The following is a 15,130-nucleotide window of genomic DNA, read 5'->3' as shown; positions in this document are numbered from 1 at the left end:
GCAGATAAATGTAAAGTCTATCATATTGAGTTAAGACTAGTCGATCGATTCTATCCTAGCTCGAAACGATGTCATGATTGTGGGCATAAGAAAGTGGATTTAAAGCTATCTGAGCGTACCTATCGCTGTGAGAACTGTGGATATGTAGCAGATAGGGATTATAACGCGAGTATGAATTTGAAAGATGTGAAGGAATACAAAGTAATTGCATAAGCACGCAACTTTGTATATGTACCGATGGCTTAGTCGGGAATCAACGACTGTAGAGAACGAGACAAACCGTAGTAGTGTGTAAGTGACGAGGCGGCGTTCGATGAAACAGTAATTCTACCTACGTGAGTGGTAGAGAAATCTCGATATAGATATTTTTGTCTATATTTTGAGTAGCAGCTGGCTTATGACAACACCTTATAAATACAAACTGTTACCAATGGAAAAAGTCTTTAGAGATCCGGTGCATAACTACATCCACGTGCAACATCAAGTGATTTTAGACTTGATCAATTCGAAAGAAGTCCAGCGATTACGGCGGATCAAACAACTCGGTACTTCGTCATTTACTTTCCATGGCGCAGAACATAGCCGTTTCACTCATTCACTCGGTGTATACGAAATCTCCCGACGCATCTGTGATATTTTTTCAAGAAATTTCTCCATTGAAAAAATCGGCCCTTCTGGTTGGGATGATCGGGAACGTCTCGTGACTTTATGTGCCGCCTTACTCCATGATATTGGCCATGGGCCTTATTCACATACCTTTGAACATATTTTCCAAACCAATCATGAAGCAATCACTGTAGAGATCATTACTTCGCCAGAAACGGAAGTCTATCAGATTTTGAATCGCGTGGAAGAAGGTTTTCCTGAGAAAGTGGCTAGTGTGATCAAAAAAACGTATCCAAATTCACAAGTCGTCCAAATGATCTCTAGCCAAATCGATGCTGATCGCATGGATTACCTTTTACGTGATGCCTACTTTACAGGTACAGAATATGGTACGTTCGATTTGACAAGGATTTTACGTGTGATTCGTCCCTATCAAGGTGGGATCGCCTTTTCCATGAATGGGATGCACGCAGTAGAGGATTATATCGTCAGTCGCTATCAGATGTATGTCCAAGTCTACTTTCATCCAGTTTCTCGTGGAATGGAAGTCGTCTTGGAGCATCTGCTGCATCGTGCCCATGAACTTTATCACCAAGATGATGATAGTTTTGCACGTCATTCACAGTTACTGTTGCCATTTTTAGATGGCACATTTAGTTTAGATGAGTACTTAAAGCTGGATGATGGCGTCTTGAATACGTGTTTCAGTCAATGGACGGATTCATCTGATCCAATCCTTAGTGACTTAGCCAAACGCTTCTTAAATCGTAAACCATTGAAATCAGCGATGTTTTCTGGTGATCGTCAGTCACCACTGATTGCTGAATTGACCTCTTTGGTCGAAAAAGTTGGCTACAATCCAAACTATTATACAGCCATCAATTCAAGCTACGACCTGCCTTATGATTTTTACCGTCCAGAAGAAGGCAGACATCGCACACAAATCGAAATCTTGCGAAATGACGGAACTTTGGTAGAATTATCAGAGGTCAGTCAATTAGTTGCTGCACTCGCAGGGCAAGAACAAGGAGATGAACGCTTCTTCTTTCCGAAAGAAATGGTCGATCCTACCTTGCGTAATCACTATGATCTTTTTGATGAAACCTACCAAGAATTTGCGCGTCATATCCATAATGGCGCATTGATTGAAGAAATAAACTAACTAAGGAGAATTTTATGTCTATCAAATTAGTCGCTATCGATATCGATGGCACCCTTTTAAACGAAAAAAGAGAAATCACACAAGAAGTAAAAGAAGCAATTGCAAGCGCTGTGGAAAAAAACGTGGCAATCGTACTATGTACAGGTCGTCCGCTTCCAGGAGTCAAAAACCAATTGAATGAATTGGGATTATACCAAGATAACGATTATGTGATCACTTATAACGGTGCGTTAGTCCAGCAAACAAAATCCGGCAAGATCATTGCTCGTCATGGCTTGACTTATGAAGATTTCTTGGAGATCGAAGTCATGGCCAGACGTGTGGGGAGTCATTTGCATTCGATCGATGATCAAACGATCTATACAACGAATCGTGATATCAGTCCCTATACTGTCCATGAAGCTTTTTTAGTCAATATGCCATTGAAATATCGGACAGCTGATGAAATGACACCTGATATGAGTATCGTGAAGATGATGATGATCGATGAACCAGCGATCCTAGATGCGGCCATCGCTCGTTTACCACAAACTTTCCGCGACAAATATACGACTGTCAAGAGTTCACCTTTCTACTTTGAAATCTTGAACAAAGAAGCAAGTAAAGGCGCTGCTGTTGCTAACTTAGCCCAACATCTTGGAATCAAACAAGAGGAGATCATGGCAATCGGTGACAACGAAAATGATTTGTCGATGATCGAATACGCTGGATTAGGCGTGGCGATGGGAAATGCCGTTCCGTTGATAAAAGAAGCGGCTAATGTAGTCACTGCAACCAACGATGAACACGGTGTGGCCGAAGCAATCAAAAAATTTGTTTTATAAAAAGCAATGAACAAAAAAACAGCTCATTTCGAAGACCGAAGTATCGGCTCTTTCTTATGAGCTGTTTTTTTGTTCAATTTTCTTTCATCGCTAGCCATTTTTCCACTGCCCAACGATGACTTCCTCGTTTTAATTTTTCTAAGGCAGTTTCAGGAGTGACCCACCAGATCGATTGGTCTTTTTCGGTGGGTTCCCCTACCTTTTGCCAACTCTTTGCTACATAAAAATAGCCAGGATTGTGGAAGTAAGTTTTTCGATGGTTTGAGTAAAAATATTCCGCTGCTTCCCCTAGATAACAAGCAATCTCTGCACTGATCCCCATTTCCTCCAGTAATTCACGAGAAATCGCTTCTTCATTTGTTTCCTGTCCCTCTTTTTCACCACCTGGCAAAAAAAAGGCACCATTTGGCGCTTCGATCATTGCGATTTTCCCATGTGTTTCGACAATGATATACGCTGCGTAACGGTCTTGGTAATTTGCAGACTCGTCTTTTTCGCCAAACATTGGGGTTTTCATAGGCATTGTCCCTTCATCTTTTTCTTTCTATTCTACATGAGAGTTTTCTCATAAACAAGCACAAACCCATAGCGTACTTGAAATTTTTGATATGATAATGTGGAAAAGGTAAAATAGAAAGGAAGATATACTTATGAAAATGGCTCACACTTGCGTCCGTGTTAAAGATCTTGACGCTTCTTTAAAATTCTATCAAACAGCATTCGGCTTTGAAGAAAGTCGTCGTCGCGATTTTCCAGAAAACAAGTTCACGCTAGTTTACTTGACTTTACCAGGAGATGACTACGAATTAGAGTTGACTTACAACTATGATCATGAAGGCTATGATTTAGGAAACGGCTACGGTCATATCGCTATTTCAGTTGAAGACTTAGAAGCACTTCATGAAAAACATCAAGCAGCAGGCTTCAACGTGACTGACTTGAAAGGACTGCCAGGAACAGCTCCGTCTTATTACTTCGTTGTCGATCCTGATGGTTACAAAATCGAAGTCATTCGTACAAAATAAATAGAGCAATACTAAAAAACAGAGGATGTGAACACCGCGTGTCAACTTCCTCTGTTTTTTTCTGTTCTTAAAACCACTTACTGTTAACCGATCAATACGCTCTCTTCTGGATATTTGTACTTCGTCCCTACTTGATTTCCTTTTACAAGAATAGAGAAAAAGACGGTTAAAATCCCTACACGTCCGATATACATCAATGACATGATGATCAGTTTCCCGACTTCTGTCAGATCTGGCGTCAACCCCATTGTCAACCCAACTGTTCCAAAAGCTGAGAACACTTCAAAAGCAATATATTCGATGCCTGAAGTTTCTGGGATCGTCTCAGTCACAGACAAGACCATGATCGCTAACATACATAAAGACAATGTAACGAAAAACAATGTCAGTGCGCGAAGTACTGCTGCTGGGCGAATAGTTCGTCCGAAAGCTTCAGCTCTGGTTTTCCCGTTAAATGTCGCATGCATTTGAATCAATAGGATGCCCAAAGTAGTGGTCTTTAACCCACCTGCTGTTGAACCGGATGTTCCACCGATATACATCAAGATCATTGTCAACATCAAGCCGGCATGACTCATTTGTAAATAGTCGATGGAGTAGTAACCAGCTGTTCTTGGTGTGACACTCATGAAGAACGTATTTGCTAAACGTTCAAGATAAGTTCCTTCAACTAGATGGATCGCATTTTGTTCGGTAAAGAAAAAGACGATAAAACCGCCCACCAATAAGCCACCAGTGACAATCAATGCAATTTTTGAGTGGAGAGTGATTTTCTTTACTTTATGATAACTAAGTAGATCCCGCCAAACAATGAAACCTAACCCACCAGCAATGATCAGCGCAGAGACCACCATTAAGAGATAGATGTTTGGCTGATCATTTGCTAAGCTATCTCCTAACAAATCAAACCCAGCATTACAAAAACTTGATACGGCATGGAAGATACTGTACCAAATCCCTTTTGTCCATCCGTAAGTCGGCACAAATGTAAAACTCAAGGCAAGTGCTCCCAGCCCTTGGATGACCATTGCGAATTTCAAGATATAGAGCATCAAACTCATAACTCCTGACATGATTTCAAGATTCAATGCTTCTTTTAGTAAGATCCGCATACTAAAGCTGACTTTTTTCTTCGCTACTGCAAAGAAAATAATGGGGATCATCATAAAGCCTAAACCACCGATCTCGATCAAAACCATGATCAGAAACTGACCGGCTTCATTCCAATGCGCCGCAGTGTTCAATGTAGTCAAACCAGTGACACAGACGGCTGAAGTTGCAGTAAATAATGCATCAATATAATTCGTCGGTTCGCCGCTTTTACTAAAGAAAGGCAAAGTAAGTAAACTGCCACCAACTAAGATCAAAAGAAAAAAGCCAACAGCAATCAATTGAACTGGTGACAGTTGTTTTGTTATCCTCTGTTTCATTCGAATCACTCCTCTAAGACCGTTAGCTACCTTCGCAACGAACAAATGAAGTAGCTATTGCTCTCACGGATGTAAAAGTAAGTCCGCCAAACGCTCGCTCTCTTTTCATCCCTTATCTTACCCTCTTTTTCTTCTTCCAGCAAAGAATTTGAGTCTTTTTCCTCCCTTATACCTGTTCGTTTGATACACATGCTTTCGAACAAACAATAGGCATGCTCAAATGAGTTCTACAAAAAGAAAAAACTCCTGATAATAAGCCATAAACGTCCGAAATTAGTTAAAGATATTTTCCGACATTTACGGCCTATTCTTCGGAGCTTAGAACTGTAGCTCGGATGAACGAACAACGTTACTAATTTGCACGGATGACTTAGCTAATCAGCGTTCCCCATATTTTTCACTTTGATCAAGCGAGTAACTTCCGCACGCTCATTTTCTTCTAACTTCATCTTGATATAATAGATCGTTTCTTCTAGTTGTGGAATCGTCATGTACTCTAACGCATTCACTCTACGCCGTGTTTTTTCGATCTCACCGGCCATGAGTTGACAGGTTTTCTCGATTTCTGTCAACTCAAGGAGCTTAGGAAGAAATGAGGTAAAACGATCGATCGAACGGTCTAATTCTGCATTGGAATTCAAATAGCCATAATCCACCGGCGCTTCGCCTAGCTGTTCGTCATATTCAAAATTCATGATCGGTACTTTGACGCTCATGATGTTTTTTTCGATAACAGCTAACTCGACATTTTCAGCCGGTAGTACAAACAATTCATCAATGAAGGCTTCAGGTAATGAAGCTTTCGCAAGGACAAAATCGCTCATAGCTGCTGTCATTTCTTTTTCTACTACTTGGCGCAGTTCATTGTTCTTACGGATCAGTAGGATGAATTGACGCATCAATTCATCCTGCTTATCCTTCAACAATTTGTGTCCTCTTGTTGCAGTCGTCAATTGTTTTTTGAGTCGTGTCAATTCCATTCGTGTCGGATTAACATTTAATCGAACCATCAGACACTCACTCCCCTTCTGGCAGGTACTGGTCAAGCAGATCGTCTTTGATCCGTTTTAATTCTGTTCGTGGAAGCATGGCTAAAAGTTCCCATCCTAGATCCAGCGTTTCAGTGATCGAGCGGTTGGTATAAAAACCTTGATTGACATATTCTTTTTCAAAACGTTCCGCAAACTTAGCATAGATTTTGTCCACATCTGACAACGCCGATTCCCCTAAGACAACAGCTAATTCTTTGGCTTGCTTTCCTTGAGCATACGCCGCAAACAATTGGTTCATCGTTGCTGCATGATCTTTTCTAGTTTTCCCTTCACCTGTCCCTTTATCTTTCAAACGTGAAAGTGAAGGCAAGACATCGATCGGTGGTTGGATGCCGCTCTTATACAATTCCCTTGTCAAAATGATTTGTCCTTCTGTGATATAGCCGGTCAAATCAGGGATCGGATGTGTCTTATCATCTTCTGGCATGGTCAAGATCGGGATCTGTGTCACAGAACCCTTCAACCCACGGATTCGACCAGCACGTTCATATAAAGTCGCTAAATTCGTATAAAGATACCCTGGATAGCCGCGACGACCTGGTACTTCACGACGGGCAGCAGAGATTTCTCGTAATGCTTCGGCATAGTTGGTCATATCTGTCATGATGACTAACACGTGCATCCCTTTTTCATAGGCGAGATATTCAGCCGCAGTCAATGCCATACGAGGCGTTGCGATCCGTTCGATGGCTGGATCATTTGCTAAGTTCATGAACATCACCGAACGATCAATCGCTCCCGTCTGGCGGAAGTCTTCCATAAAGAATTCTGCTTCTTCAAAGGTGATTCCAATGGCAGCAAAAACAACTGCAAAATCATCAGAAGAGTCTAATACCGTCGCTTGTCTCGCAATTTGAGCAGCTAATTCTTTGTGTGGCAAACCAGAGCCGGAAAATACCGGCAATTTTTGTCCTCTGACTAGAGTGTTCAGGTGATCGATTGCTGAGATACCTGTTTGGATAAACTCATCAGGATAATCGCGAGCCACCGGGTTGATGACTTCTCCATTGATGTCCAAGTATTTTTCTGGTAGGATTTCTGGCCCATTGTCTTTTGGTCGACCTAACCCGTCAAATACACGACCGATCATATCCTCAGAAACACCTAACTCTAATGGGTGTCCTAAAAAGCGGACCGTTGAATCTCTAAGATTGATCCCACTAGTTCCTTCAAAGATTTGGACCATCGCTTTGTCTTCTTGTACTTCAAGTACTTGTCCACGACGAATCTCGCCATTTTGCATACGAACTTCGATCAATTCTTCATATTTCACCCCAGCGACTTTCTCGACCGCCATCAAAGGACCGACCACTTCACCAATTGTTCGATATTCTTTAATCATCGGTCATTCCTCCTTCTGAAACGATTGCTTGGATCGTTGGTTTGATATTCGCTTGGATTTCATCTAATTTCTCTAATTCTGTTTCTGGCACGAATTTACTACGACCGATTCGTTCTCTCAATCCCACAGTTCCTTTCATGATCTCACTGAGATAAGCACCTAATGAAATCGCCTGACGTGCTTCTTCACCAAAAGATAGGATCAATTTCAACATCTTGAATTGTTTTTCTCTAGAAGTAAATGTATCCACCTCATCAAACGCATTTTGTTGTAAGTAATCTTCACGAATGGATTTTGCTACTTCAAGCGTCAAGCGATCATTATCTGAAAGTGAGTCGACACCAACAAGACGTACGATTTCATTCAATTGCTCTTCTTGTTGCAAGATACGCATTCCTTCTGCCACCATCTCTGCCCAATTCTCTTGTAGGATCTGATCCATATAACGTCCCACTTCTGACGAATAAAGAGAATAGCTTTGGATCCAATTGATAGATGGAAAATGACGCTTCTGTGCCAAACTGGAATCTAATCCCCAGAAAACTTTCACGACACGCAACGTATTTTGAGTCACTGGTTCAGAAACATCTCCACCAGATGGTGAAACCGCGCTGATCGCTGTAATACTTCCTTCACGTTCTTCATTACCTAAAGCAATGACACGTCCTGAACGCTCATAGTATTCTGCTAAACGAGAACCTAAATAAGCAGGATAGCCTTCATCACCAGGCATTTCTTCTAAACGTCCACTCATTTCTCGCAATGCCTCTGCCCAACGAGAGGTCGAATCTGCCATGATCGCCACATCATAGCCCATATCACGGAAATATTCCGCAATGGTGATCCCTGTATAGATCGATGCTTCCCGTGCGGCTACTGGCATATTCGATGTATTGGCAATCAATACGGTACGTTCCATCAATGATTCACCTGTATTAGGATCGATCAATTCCGGAAACTCATTCAGTACGTCCGTCATCTCATTACCACGTTCACCACAACCAACGTAAACGACCATATCGACATCCGCCCATTTAGCAATTTGATGCTGAACAACTGTTTTACCGGCACCAAAAGGGCCAGGTACAGCGGCAGCTCCGCCTTTTGTCACTGGGAAAAAGGTATCGATAACACGTTGCCCAGTGATCATTGGCGCGTCCGGATTCAATTTTGCTTTGATCGGACGACTACGTCTAACAGGCCATTTTTGTAACATCGTCAATTCTCGCAAACCATCTTCTGTTTCGATGATACAAACCACTTCATCGATCGTAAATGATCCGGCTTCGATTTTTTTGATTTTTCCTTTGACACCATGAGGTACCATGATTTTGTGTTGAATGATCTTTGTTTCATCCACCACGCCTAGAACATCTCCGGTACTGACTTCTTGCCCGACTTCAGCAGTTGCTTCAAACCACCATTTTTTCTCGTGATCTAATGCGGGTAATTGGACACCACGACTTAAAAAGTTGCTTTGCGTGATCTCCATGAACGTATCCAATGGCCGTTGGATCCCATCAAACATTTGTGAAATGATCCCAGGCGCTAACTCGACAGATAACGCTTCACCTGTTGAACGAACGGGTTCACCAGGGCCGATCCCCGAAGTTTCTTCGTATACTTGTATTGATGCGACATCTCCGCGCATCTCAATGATTTCGCCGATAACTCCTAACTCTCCCACTAAGCACATATCTTGGATACTTGCATCTGACATATTTTTTGCCATCACGAGAGGGCCGGAGACTTTTATGATTTTTCCAATTTGCAAGGCACTATCTCCTTTACATTCTATAAGATATTTTGTCCAACTGCTTTTTCCACACTCTTTTGGATCTCTGTCACGCCGATCCCCATCGTTCCTTGATGGCTAGGGATAAGGACGATTGCTGGTGTCATCGATTCTTTATAGCGTTCAATCGTTTCAGGCGTCATTGCCGCCGATTGTTCTGTGACATAGATCACTCCATAGGCGCTTTTTGCCATTTGTTCGATTGCGCGTCTCACTTCTTGTGGCTCTGTCGCATAGTGCACATCAAACCCAAATAATTTAAATGGTAAAACAGAATCTTTGTCGCCAACGACACCGATTTTATGCGTCATAGACTTGTCTCACCCTTTCTCTGATCGTTTCATTATCAAAGTGATTTTTCTTACCGATCACTAATAACCGAAGATTTTTACTCTCAATTTCTTTTGCATTCATGAAAGCAAGTAAAGGCAACGGGCCAAAAGCCTGCGTTTGTGCGGCTTCATACAGCGAAGATAAGTAATCGTCTTTGATTTGTTCTAATCGAACAAAATCTAGTTCTCCTTCATGGATTGCAGGTTCGATCAATTGACGATAATCTGTTGTTTGCAGAAAGTTCAAATAGGTATCCAACTCGCTTTTGACGAAACTCAAAAACGTTTCTTTCGGGATACTGCCAGAACTTGAAAGTACTGCGGTCATAAATCCGCTGGATCGTTGTTGCAAGATACCGCGTGCCATCGTCGTGATATTAGTCAAATCAATAAACGCAATGATTTCTTCCAGTAATTCCGGATACCCAAGTTTCTCTCCAAGACGGCGTTGCTCTGTCAAGAAATAGCGATCATAGATAACATCGATTCCTTGTAACACAGAGGATTCTTCGCAATATTCATGGACTTCACGAATACTATCCATCAACTGCGAAGGTAATTCTGTAGAGGCTTGTGTATGGATTGCTTGCTTTAACGCTTCGCATGAATAAAACCCATCGTTCCGGTACAGGTGATCCAGATTTTTGCCCGTCATCTCAGCTTTTGTCAATACTTTTAAATTATGGAACGTATAACGCATCGTATAGACCCAAACGACTTCGGGTTCTGGTGCTGATTCTTTCAACCAGGTAAACAGTTTGCCCGATTCAGCCAACAGATTTTCCTCAAAGTCCCGTTCAAAACCTTCGTAGATATAAGGATGATAAATCGTTGTTTTTAACATTTCGCCTAATGCGTCCAATGATTTCGTCTGGATCATGCGGTCAAAGTCTTCTTTTGATAAAAGTTCTAATTCTCTTCCACGAATCAAGGGATTTAATTCATGATACTCCATTCACCGATCCCTCCTTACTCGAATAGTTGCTTCGCAATTTCAAAGCGCATCTGTTCTTGCACTTCTTGTACTAGATCACGATAGACAAAGTTGTATTGTACGCCTTGGTCATCAATCAAAAATCCTGCTTCTTTGGCAATCCTTCGATCACTGAGATGCAAGGTAAAAGGCAGCTGTTGATTCCACTTTGTCACTACTTCATTAGTTAAAATGGCAGCAGATTTTTCTCCGGCTAATAAAGTAACATCACCAGATAAGGATAAATTCTGCACCATATTGAACATGAAGGCAAGTTGATCTTCTGCTGGCCGACTTTCTAATTCTTGACGTGCTTCAGCAAACAAACGATGTAAAAATTCTTGTTTTTCATTGAGTGTTGCTTGACGCACTTCCACCTGTTGGCGATTTCTTAATTGACGGTAACTCTTTTCGATTTCTTCAAGTTCTTTAGATTTTTGCTTTTCATCGTCTGCTTCTAAACGCGCACGCTCGATTTTGAACTGCTGATCGATTTTTTCACGTTCTGCTTTTTCAAACGCCGCTCGTTCTGCTTCAGCTGTTTCATTCATTTGACGAATGATATTATCAATGGCGTTCATTGTTTTTCCTCCTTGTTTAAGCATTCAATACTAATAAGAAAGAAATAACGAAGCCTAAGATTGCGTAAGTTTCAACCATTGCGGCAAAGATAATTCCTTTAGTTGCGTGTTCTGGTTTTTTCGCTAAGATTTGGATACCTGCAGCAGATACTTTCCCCTGAGCAATCCCAGAAAACAATCCAGTAAAGGCAATCGGTAAAGATGCGCCTAAAAAATTCAGCCCTTGGACAACCGACATATCTGCATTTAAATTGATAAAGATCAAGAAGGCGATTACGAAGCCATAAAGTCCCTGTGTTCCGGGAAGTAATTGTAAAATCAACGCTTGTCCGAATTTTTCTGGTTGACTTGTTGTCAATGCAGCTGCGGCTTCACCGGTCATCCCCACGCCTTTCGCTGATCCAATCCCTGAAAAGATCGTGGCTGTTGCCATCGCTAATACCGCAAACACCATTCCACCATTTTGAGCAATTAAGTAATCCATCATTTTTTAAAATTCCTCCAATTATTTTACTTTTTTTTATGATTGATATTGACATATTTTTCCGCTGTTTTCAGTGGATCGAAGGCCCGTCCGCCTCCGGTATAAAACTTGCCGAAAAATTCGACATATTGCAATCTTGCGCCATGCACGTAGGCACTAAGCAAGGTCAAGAACATATTCAACGCATGTAAAGCGATGATCAATAAGATCCCGACACTAAAACGTGCGGCTGGCGGCATGAAAGCAACCAACATATTGAAGGCAGCCCCGATACTCCCGCCAGAGATCCCCAAAGCCATCAATCGTGTATAACTCACTAGATCACCGATATAACCAGTCAAACCATACAAATTATAGGCTCCTTTTGCAGCACCTTTGGCTTTAGATGAAGATTGGAAAATCGGAATGACCAAAATACATAGCGCTGATAAAATCGCTAATCCTGCACCTAGATAAACAAAAATCGGATTCTTGACGATCATACTACCAAGCAATAAAAGGACGACTCCCACTAAAATCCCTTGCCAAGCAAATCCATCATTGATCGCATCCACGTAATCTTTGCGCTTGATATGCTCTTTTGCTGCAAGAAACAACCCGACTAAGATTTGGATAAGCCCAAATATGACAGACAAGACTAAAATCGTATTGACATCATCTGTTGTAGACAACAATGGGAAGGGTAAGTGGATACCTAACACTTCTGTCGGTAACGCTTGGCCAAAGAAGGAACTGTAAATAAATCCCCAGATGATCGACGGAATCGCTAAGATTTCGAAAAACTTAGCAAATCGCTGTATCCCTCGAGGCAATACCAACAATTTTTGTGCAATGATTGCGCCTATAAGCATGAGTAAACCATAACCAATATCAGCCACCATCATCCCGAAAAAGACAAGATAAAATGGCGTCATCCATGGTGTCGGATCAATTTCATGATACTTAGGTAAACTATACATTTCCGTCAGCATTTCAAAAGGTGCCACTATTGGATGGTTCTTCAATTTCGTTGGTACTTCTTGATCGATCTCTTCTTCGGTGGGCGCTTCAAAGCTAAGAAAGACTTCATCAGCAGACAACGTATTTTCTACCTGCTGGATCAATTCTTGCTTTTCGTCCTCGCCGACCCAGCCTTGGACAACGATCAGGTAAGGCGCCATGACAAATCGATCCTTCACTGCTTCTCGTTCTGCCATTGCCAAGAGGATTTCTTCTGCCCATTCCAATTCTTGGATGTAACTGCTACAACGACCGATTTTGATCGCTAATTGTTTTTGTGCTTCGTAACAAGCTTGCAACTCTTGCTTGATTTCCTGTAGCTGTTCTTTTGGCGTCTGCTCATAAGGATATGCTTCTTTGACAAAACCATAACGAGTAACAATCTCATCGACAATAGATGCTGAAGTTTTGAGCACCACGTAAGTCAAGTAAACGAAGTGGTCTGTTTCGCTAACTTCTTCCACGTAGACCTCTGGTACTTTTGCTAATGCTTCTCGAAATTCTATCGCATTAGCAACACTGATCGTTCCCATCTCAACTGTTGTTTGGTGACTACGAAAGCTTTGCGGTATAACATCCAGATTTGCCCAATGTGTCAACCAGTCTTCCTGCTCTGACAGTTGTTCTCGTTGTTCTGCCAATGTTTCCCATTGTTTCTTTAACCCTAATATTTCAGTTAAACGCTTCGTAAAATCTTCTTCCGAATAATTTGCTTCTAGTTCCTGCAAGGTCACTTCTCTTCGTTTGAGGTGTTGTTTCTTTTGTTGCTTGTCCCCGTGATGATCAATGAATTGAACAGCTTCTCTTGTTTGCATGATCCGACTAGTAAGCGCATTGACGATCGGTTCTTTTTCGAAAATCGCTGCTTTAGGAAAATAAGTATCCACCCATTGATTATTTGTCGTTTCTTGAAAAAGATCGCGAATCTCTACATTTTGGATACCTTGGATTGCTTGTAATAAGGCATCCTGATTTTGTTTATCGGAAATGAGAGTCACTTTTTCCATCTTAGTGACGGCCATAGGTTTCTTTCACCCTTTCAATGATCGCGTCAACCGCTTGCTGACGTTGCTTCTCATATTGTTCTTGTACGATAGATTGCAATCGTCTAGCGTCTTCGTTCAATTTATTTTTTTCAGCAATCGCTTTTTGCTGTTCCGCTCGTTTTTTTTCTTCAAACAACTGTTCCAAATGTTGTTTTTGACTTGCACGAAGTTGATCCAATTCGACATCTTTTGCTTCTTTATAATCTTTTAACTCTTGCTGAAGCTTTTTCATCGCTTGTTCATTTTCTTTTTCAGCTTGTTTGATTTTTTCTAAGGCTTCTAACACATTCCCCACTTCCTTTCTCTAAAAAAAAGAGGGACATCCTTTCTTTTTTCATTGAAAGTATGTCCCTCTAAAAATAACTTCAGATAATTTAGGCACTTTCAAAAAAATGTTCTTCTCACCCCTTGAAGAACTAGATCCTTGAAGCTTGCGCCCAACCATTTATATATTTCTTACTTACAAGTATAACAAATTCAGGTAAAATTTCAACTAACAGATCCCTTTTTCCTTTCAGAAAGTTCACAACTGACAGTAAATGAGCAACTTTAGATAAACATTCTACCTATTATATAATTACGTACGTTTTCCAAAACAAATATTTTAATTTTTTTTAAACTATTGCTAAAATAGAAGTAGTTAATGAATGGAGGAAATCGTATGCATCAAAAAATTGGTATCGCGGCCAATCAATTACTGCGGGCTACAGAAACATTTCAAGGAAATCAAGTCACTTACACCCCGCAAGGTTTTGTTAATGCGGTACAGCAAGCAGGGGGCTTGCCTTTGCTTTTCCCTATTTCTTCCACAGAAAGCGCTCGTGACTACATTCAGCTCGTCGATAAGCTACTCCTTGCTGGTGGTCAGGATGTCAGTCCTTCGCTCTACAACGAAGCGCCTCACCCTAAATTGACAGAAACAAACCTCGATCGAGATTTGTTTGAACAGGCGTTGATCCATGAAGCATTGAAGCAAAACAAACCGATCTTAGCTGTGTGTCGTGGGATGCAATTATTGAATGTAACGTTAGGTGGGAATCTCTACCAAGACCTTACGTTATATCCAAATTGGTCAGTCAAACATGAACAACAACCAACCCCACCGCAATTTGCTACGCATGAAATCACAGTCGAACCAGATAGTAGACTCCACGAAATATTACCTACTTCTTATTTTGTGAATTCTTATCATCACCAAGCAATCAGAGATCTTGCTCCCACACTAAAAGCGACAGCGTATTCTCCTGATGGATTGGTGGAAGCTGTTGAAAGTAGAGGATCCGACCAACGAATACTTGGTGTTCAATGGCATCCTGAGCTTATTCATCAAAAAAATCCACTCGATCAAAAATTATTTGATTATTTTGTACAATCGTTATGATCGTTACAAACGAAATGAAAAGAGAGTGGGACAATAGTCCTTTCTCAAAAATAGAAATGAGTCCAATTTTGATGTGTTTTGTCAAAATTGGACTCGTT

General features: G+C 41.2%; 16 protein-coding genes and 1 other annotated feature. Of the genes, 5 read left to right on the top strand and 11 right to left on the bottom strand.

Features of this window, described 5'->3' with window-relative positions:
• The 3 genes from I2F89_RS15250 to yidA form a co-directional block, all read left to right on the top strand.
• Nucleotides 1–213, top strand: a 213-nt coding sequence (locus tag I2F89_RS15250) for a zinc ribbon domain-containing protein (RefSeq protein WP_153188054.1), incomplete at its 5' end; no start/stop codon positions are given.
• A 184-nt stretch (nt 214–397) separates the two neighbouring features.
• Nucleotides 398–1,768, top strand: a complete 1,371-nt coding sequence (locus tag I2F89_RS15245) for an HD domain-containing protein (RefSeq protein WP_195514604.1) — start codon at nt 398–400, stop codon at nt 1,766–1,768.
• 14 nt (nt 1,769–1,782) lie between these two features.
• Nucleotides 1,783–2,592: a sugar-phosphatase gene (gene yidA / locus I2F89_RS15240; RefSeq protein ID WP_142433276.1), complete on the top strand. Its 810-nt coding sequence runs from the start codon at nt 1,783–1,785 to the stop codon at nt 2,590–2,592.
• Nucleotides 2,593–2,665: 73 nt separating this feature from the next.
• Here yidA and I2F89_RS15235 read toward each other — a convergent pair whose 3' ends face one another.
• On the bottom strand, nt 2,666–3,109 hold the full coding sequence (locus I2F89_RS15235) for an NUDIX hydrolase (RefSeq protein WP_161641988.1): 444 nt from the start codon (nt 3,107–3,109) through the stop codon (nt 2,666–2,668).
• Nucleotides 3,110–3,242: 133 nt separating this feature from the next.
• On the opposite strand from I2F89_RS15235, the gene I2F89_RS15230 reads away from it, so the two are divergent.
• Nucleotides 3,243–3,617, top strand: coding sequence for a VOC family protein (locus tag I2F89_RS15230; RefSeq protein ID WP_010734851.1), 375 nt, complete (start codon nt 3,243–3,245; stop codon nt 3,615–3,617).
• 83 nt (nt 3,618–3,700) lie between these two features.
• Here I2F89_RS15230 and I2F89_RS15225 read toward each other — a convergent pair whose 3' ends face one another.
• The 10 genes from I2F89_RS15225 to I2F89_RS15180 all read right to left on the bottom strand — a co-directional run bounded on the left by I2F89_RS15225 (nt 3,701) and on the right by I2F89_RS15180 (nt 13,937).
• Nucleotides 3,701–5,047, bottom strand: coding sequence for a TrkH family potassium uptake protein (locus tag I2F89_RS15225; protein ID WP_019723165.1), 1,347 nt, complete (start codon nt 5,045–5,047; stop codon nt 3,701–3,703).
• A gap of 374 nt (nt 5,048–5,421) precedes the next feature.
• A complete protein-coding gene (locus I2F89_RS15220) occupies nt 5,422–6,057 on the bottom strand; it encodes a V-type ATP synthase subunit D (RefSeq protein ID WP_010734849.1) in 636 nt (211 codons plus the stop codon).
• A 7-nt stretch (nt 6,058–6,064) separates the two neighbouring features.
• Nucleotides 6,065–7,441, bottom strand: a complete 1,377-nt coding sequence (locus tag I2F89_RS15215; RefSeq protein WP_010734848.1) for a V-type ATP synthase subunit B — start codon at nt 7,439–7,441, stop codon at nt 6,065–6,067.
• Entirely contained in the window at nt 7,434–9,215 is a 1,782-nt protein-coding gene (locus I2F89_RS15210) for a V-type ATP synthase subunit A (RefSeq protein ID WP_086334988.1), read from the bottom strand. Before I2F89_RS15210 ends, I2F89_RS15215 begins: the two co-directional genes overlap by 8 nt.
• 20 nt (nt 9,216–9,235) lie before the next feature.
• A complete protein-coding gene (locus I2F89_RS15205) occupies nt 9,236–9,547 on the bottom strand; it encodes a V-type ATP synthase subunit F (protein ID WP_071867330.1) in 312 nt (103 codons plus the stop codon).
• Entirely contained in the window at nt 9,537–10,523 is a 987-nt protein-coding gene (locus I2F89_RS15200) for a V-type ATPase subunit (protein ID WP_195514603.1), read from the bottom strand. Before I2F89_RS15200 ends, I2F89_RS15205 begins: the two co-directional genes overlap by 11 nt.
• A 14-nt stretch (nt 10,524–10,537) precedes the next feature.
• On the bottom strand, nt 10,538–11,122 hold the full coding sequence (locus tag I2F89_RS15195; RefSeq protein WP_142433273.1) for a V-type ATP synthase subunit E: 585 nt from the start codon (nt 11,120–11,122) through the stop codon (nt 10,538–10,540).
• Nucleotides 11,123–11,138: 16 nt separating this feature from the next.
• Nucleotides 11,139–11,609, bottom strand: coding sequence for a V-type ATP synthase subunit K (locus I2F89_RS15190; RefSeq protein ID WP_010734843.1), 471 nt, complete (start codon nt 11,607–11,609; stop codon nt 11,139–11,141).
• Between the two features lie 23 nt (nt 11,610–11,632).
• Nucleotides 11,633–13,627: a V-type ATP synthase subunit I gene (locus I2F89_RS15185; protein ID WP_195514602.1), complete on the bottom strand. Its 1,995-nt coding sequence runs from the start codon at nt 13,625–13,627 to the stop codon at nt 11,633–11,635.
• Nucleotides 13,614–13,937: a hypothetical protein gene (locus I2F89_RS15180; RefSeq protein ID WP_071867326.1), complete on the bottom strand. Its 324-nt coding sequence runs from the start codon at nt 13,935–13,937 to the stop codon at nt 13,614–13,616. The genes I2F89_RS15185 and I2F89_RS15180 overlap by 14 nt, the downstream gene beginning before the upstream one ends.
• Nucleotides 13,938–14,046: 109 nt before the next feature.
• Nucleotides 14,047–14,094 (bottom strand) — a sequence feature (sodium ion sensor (DUF1646 type); this cis-regulatory element may regulate processes involved in with the transportation of sodium ions).
• A 218-nt stretch (nt 14,095–14,312) separates the two neighbouring features.
• On the opposite strand from I2F89_RS15180, the gene I2F89_RS15175 reads away from it, so the two are divergent.
• Nucleotides 14,313–15,032 carry a gamma-glutamyl-gamma-aminobutyrate hydrolase family protein gene (locus tag I2F89_RS15175; protein ID WP_071867325.1) on the top strand — a complete coding sequence of 240 codons (720 nt, stop codon included), beginning with the start codon at nt 14,313–14,315 and terminating at the stop codon, nt 15,030–15,032.
• The last annotated feature ends 98 nt before the right edge of the window (nt 15,033–15,130 follow it).

Source organism: Enterococcus sp. 1001283B150225_161107_E12, from assembly GCF_015556925.1.
GTDB classification, from domain to species: domain Bacteria; phylum Bacillota; class Bacilli; order Lactobacillales; family Enterococcaceae; genus Enterococcus_B; species Enterococcus_B mundtii.
This window is presented reverse-complemented; position numbering and strand designations above follow the sequence as displayed.